The organism is Streptomyces sp. SID14478 (assembly GCF_010548525.1).
Classification (GTDB): domain Bacteria; phylum Actinomycetota; class Actinomycetes; order Streptomycetales; family Streptomycetaceae; genus Streptomyces.
On record NZ_JAAGMG010000449.1, the window covers coordinates 1 to 4,420 of the forward strand.

Below are 4,420 nucleotides of genomic sequence, written 5' to 3' on the forward strand. Positions count from 1 at the left end.
TGGTCGCCACCGTGCCGGTGGAGACGGCCGGCGCCCTTGCCCCCACGGCGGAGGCCGCACGATGAGCCTGCGCGTCCTGCTCGCCGACGACGAGCACCTCATCCGCGGCGCGCTCGCCGCCCTGCTCGCGCTGGAGGACGACCTGGTCGTCGTCGCCGAGGCCGCGACCGGCCCCGAGGCGCTCGCCATGGCGCGGGCCCACCGGCCCGACGTGGCGGTGCTCGACCTGGAGATGCCGGGCGCGGACGGTGTGAGGGTCGCCACAGCCCTGCGCGAGGAACTGCCCGACTGCAAGACCATGATCGTGACCAGTCACGGGCGCCCCGGGCATCTGAAGCGGGCGCTGACCGCGGGCGTGCGCGGCTTCGTGCCGAAGACCGTGAGCGCCCAGCGGCTCGCCGAGATCATCCGGACCGTGCACGCCGGAAACCGTTATGTGGACCCTGAGTTGGCGGCCGACGCGATCTCCGCCGGGGACTCGCCGCTGACCGCGCGCGAGGCCGAGGTGCTGGAGTTCGCCGCCGACGGGGCGCCCGTCACGGAGATCGCCGAACGGGCGGCGCTGTCGCAGGGGACGGTGCGCAACTACCTGTCGTCGGCCGTCTCCAAGCTCGACGCCGAGAACCGGCACGCGGCGGTGCGGATCGCGCGCGAGCGAGGTTGGGTATAGTAGGCGTCGCGCTTCGGCGCACGAAGCACCGCGCGAGCGGCGCTTGCGAACGTAGCTCAGTTGGTAGAGCGCAACCTTGCCAAGGTTGAGGTCGCCGGTTCGAACCCGGTCGTTCGCTCCACGAAGAAGGCCCCCGGTCCACGGACCGGGGGCCTTCTTGCCGCGCGTTCCAGGCGGGCTACGCGTCCCAGGCGAGGCCGGTCAGCAGCTCGTACGCCTCGATGTACTTGGCCCGCGTCGCCGCCACCACCTCGTCGGGCAGGGCCGGCGGCGGCTCCTCGCTCTTGCGGTCCCAGCCGGAGTCCGGGGACGTCAGCCAGTCCCGCACGAACTGCTTGTCGTAGCTGGGCTGCGAGCGGCCGGGCTGCCACTGGTCGGCCGGCCAGAAGCGCGAGGAGTCCGGGGTGAGCACCTCGTCGGCGAGGACCAGCGTGCCCTCCTTGTCGAAACCGAACTCGAACTTGGTGTCCGCGAGGACGATGCCGCGCTCGCGCGCGATGTCCCGCGCCCTGCCGTACACGGCGAGGGTCGCCTGGCGCAGCTGCGTGGCGGTCTCCGCGCCGACCTGGCGGGCCACCTCCTCGTAGCTCACGTTCTCGTCGTGCTCGCCGACCTCGGCCTTCGTGGCGGGCGTGAAGATCGGCGCCGGGAGTTCCGAGCCGTCCTCGAGCCCCTCGGGCAGGGCGAGGCCGCAGACGGTGCGCGACGCCTCGTACTCGACCAGGCCGGAGCCGGTGAGGTAGCCGCGGGCCACGCACTCCACCGGGACCATGTCGAGGGACGTGCAGACGAGGGTGCGGCCCGCCCAGTCGGCGGGGGCGCCGGCCGGCAGGTCCGTGGACACGACGTGATGCGGCATCAGGTCGGCGAGCTGGTCGAACCACCACAGCGAGAGCTGGGTGAGGACCTTGCCCTTGTCCGGGATGGGCGTCGGCAGCACCCAGTCGTATGCCGAAATGCGATCGGTGGCGACCATGATCAGGTCGCCCGCGTCGGTGCGGTACAGGTCCCGCACCTTGCCGGTGTGGAGGTGTACCAGGCCCGGGACCTGCGCTGGCTCGGGCTTTTCGACGAATCCGGACACGGTTCCTCCCCGTGGTTCTGTACGAAGTACCTCTGATTCTCCCGTACGGGGGGACGAGTTCTGGCCATGGGTCCGGGACCCGGCCTCGCGCTCAGTCCCGTTTGCAGATGCGGTCGAGGAGATTGGCCGTCGCCCGCTGGACACGGGGGTCGACGTGCCCGGGCCGGTCCAGGGACGGGGACCAGGCGAACGTCCCGGACGCGAAGACCAGCGCGCCGGACGGGGCCCGGTACAGGGACGTCTCCTGGTGGCGGCGGGTCCGGTCGCTGTCGCGGTACGGGGAGTGGGCCAGCAGGATGCGGTCCTGGTGCTCGGGCAGGGCCGTGCGCGGGAAGTAGCGGTCGGCCTCGCCGGCCACCAGGTTCTCGATCTCGTCGCCCTCGCTCGCGCCGGTCGCCTCCCACAGCCAGTGGTCCGCGTTCCGCACGACCAGGGGGTGCGGCTCGGGGACGCGGCCCGCGTACTGGATGCCCATGAGCTGCTGCTCGGGGCGGTCGATCTCCCGCCACAGGGCCGGTTTCCCCGGGCCCCTGCGCTTGCGGCAGGTCAGCAGCCGGTCCGGGACGCCGGACGGCGACGGGCCCAACTCCACCTGCCAGTACATGGTGTTGGCGGAGAGGAAGACGAGGGAGGTGCCGTGCTCGCGGGCCAGCTCCGTCGTGCGGCGCATGTTGGCCGACCAGTACTCGTCGTGGCCGGGGAAGACCAGGCCCCGGTAGCGCGTCGGGTCGATGCGGCCCGCGTGCAGATCGCGGGCGTCCGCGTACGCGATGTCGTATCCGTAGCGCTCGGCCCAGCGGATGAAGTCGTAGGCGTGGCCGACGTGGAGGGGGAGGCCGGCGCCCGCGTACGGGCGGTCGAAGGAGACCGTGGTCGCGGCCTCGCTCTCGCCGAGGAGGCCGCCCTCGTCGTCCCAGGCGTGGTAGAGGCTGGCGCCCGTCCGGCCGTCCTCCGGGTAGAGGTTGTACGCCTGCCAGGTGATGTCCGGGAGCAGCAGGAGCAGGTCGGCGGGGTTGGCGTCGCGGACCGTGAACGGGACGTGCGAGCGGTACCCGTCGAGGGTGGTCAGGACGGCGACGTACGCGCCCACGTTCCAGTACGACGGGATCTGGAGGCGCCAGGACAGCCACCAGTGGTGGCAGGAGACCGTGCGGTCGGCGGTCAGCGGGGGCGGCTGGACGATGCCGGACAGCCGCGGGCTCGTGATGATCTTGCTGGCGCCGTCGCCGCCGTAGTGGCCGATGCGGTAGACGTCCACGGTGAACTGCTGCGGCGGGTCGACCGTGACGTGGAAGTCGATCGCCTCGCCGGGCGCCGCCGCGCCGGTCGAGGTGAATCCCTTGATCTGGCGGTGCACGTCGTCGGCGTTGCGGGGGCCGCTGGTGCGCGGCGCCGGGATGTTCTTCGCGCCGGGCTGCGGGGCGTGGTCGATGTACCAGGGGACGACGTGTCCGGTGTCGTCGAAGTAGTGCTCGCTGCCGCGCAGCCAGGGCAGCGGGCCCTGCCCGAACGGGTCGCTGACCGCGTGCGCCATCGCCCCGGACTCCCAGCGGGGGGTACGCGCACGGGGTGGCGGCGCGGCGTCCTGCCGTGCCGCTTCCTCCGGGTGCCCCGCCCTGTCCGGCCCCATGGCTGCTCCCCTCCTGCCGCTCCCCCGAGCACGCGCGCGGGCTGATGTGTCCGCGACCGGTCCCAGCACATCACATTACGCACGCACCTCGTCACCGTTCGTCGCGAATTGACGAGAGTGGAACGTTTCCCTCCGGGCCCGGGGCCGCCTCCTGCGGCAGCACCGGCCGGTCACACCAGGCGTACGGGCTTCTCCGGGCGGATGCCGAGCCGGGCCAGCCATCCCTTGAGGGGCACCGGGTCGCCGTCCTCCACCAGGCTCAGCACGGGCGGACCGAGGTCGGCCGCCCGCTCCCCGTCGACGAGCAGCGCGGGGCCGTCGAGCCAGTCCAGGCCCGGGGTCGCGCCGGCCGTGTCCACCGCCGCGCAGCACACCATCGCCGTGACGTGGTCGGCCAGCAACTCCCGGCCGGTGCGCGGCGGTTGCAGCGGGAACAGGGGCAGTGCGCCCTCGTCCCACAGCGCGCCGTCCGGACCCTGGCCGGTGGGCGCGGGGTGCGCGGGGCGGGCGCTCTCCTCGCGGGCCAGCTCGGCGCTGAGTCCGGCGGAGAGGGTGTCGACCTCGGGGCGGGGCGTGGGGGCGAGCAGCGCGTCGAGCTCGGCGTCCGTGTACGTCTCCGGAGACAGGTCGGGGTCCGGGGGCGCGGAGAGGGGTTCCTCCGACAGGGCCGCGGTCGCGGTCGCCGGGACGGTGTCGGGGTCCGCCGCGAGGTGGTCCAGGACCCGGGCCAGGGTCGGCCCCTCGCAGGTCGCGGCGCGGGCGCGGGCGCTGTGCACGCCCAGGGCGTCCAGGACCCGGTGCAGACGGGCCGCGTCCGTGCGCCACGTGCGGTCCACGACCTCGTCCGGGTACTCCTGCCAGTCCACCGGCGCCCAGTCGGCACCCGATTCGGCGGGCCCGCCGTGGAAGAGGCGGGCGGCGAGCAGGGAGGTCGCCTCGTCGATGGCGCCGGGCTCTTCGAGGAGGTCACAGGCCGGGCGCTCGCCGAGCCGGGAGGCGAAGCCCTCCGCGAGCCGGTCGCGCCGGGACAGCTCGG

At 73.5% G+C, this 4,420-nt stretch carries 3 protein-coding genes, 1 tRNA gene and 1 pseudogene; 2 read left to right on the plus strand and 3 right to left on the minus strand.

Annotated elements, in window-relative coordinates; genetic code table 11:
* Window positions 1-61 precede the first annotated feature (61 nt).
* Together G3I40_RS15150 and G3I40_RS15155 are read left to right on the plus strand one after the other, a co-directional pair.
* Entirely contained in the window at window positions 62-670 is a 609-nt protein-coding gene (locus G3I40_RS15150; protein ID WP_164302697.1) for a response regulator transcription factor, read from the plus strand.
* A gap of 45 nt (window positions 671-715) precedes the next feature.
* Window positions 716-791: transfer RNA gene (locus G3I40_RS15155), tRNA-Gly, on the plus strand.
* Window positions 792-848: 57 nt separating this feature from the next.
* Here the strand turns inward: G3I40_RS15155 and G3I40_RS15160 are convergent.
* The 3 genes and pseudogenes from G3I40_RS15160 to G3I40_RS15170 all read right to left on the minus strand — a co-directional run.
* Window positions 849-1,754, minus strand: coding sequence for a phosphoribosylaminoimidazolesuccinocarboxamide synthase (locus G3I40_RS15160; protein ID WP_164302698.1), 906 nt, complete (start codon window positions 1,752-1,754; stop codon window positions 849-851).
* A 91-nt stretch (window positions 1,755-1,845) separates the two neighbouring features.
* Window positions 1,846-3,288: a N,N-dimethylformamidase beta subunit family domain-containing protein gene (locus G3I40_RS15165; RefSeq protein ID WP_164302699.1), complete on the minus strand. Its 1,443-nt coding sequence runs from the start codon at window positions 3,286-3,288 to the stop codon at window positions 1,846-1,848.
* A gap of 266 nt (window positions 3,289-3,554) precedes the next feature.
* Window positions 3,555-4,420, minus strand: a pseudogene (locus tag G3I40_RS15170) (hypothetical protein); the annotation flags it as partial.

Excerpts from the sequence above, each read along its gene's own strand:
- G3I40_RS15150 (WP_164302697.1), top strand. The coding sequence starts at position 62 with ATGAGCCTGCGCGTCCTGCTCGCCGACGACGAGCACCTCATCCGCGGC.
- G3I40_RS15165 (WP_164302699.1), bottom strand. The coding sequence starts at position 3,288 with ATGGCGCACGCGGTCAGCGACCCGTTCGGGCAGGGCCCGCTGCCCTGG.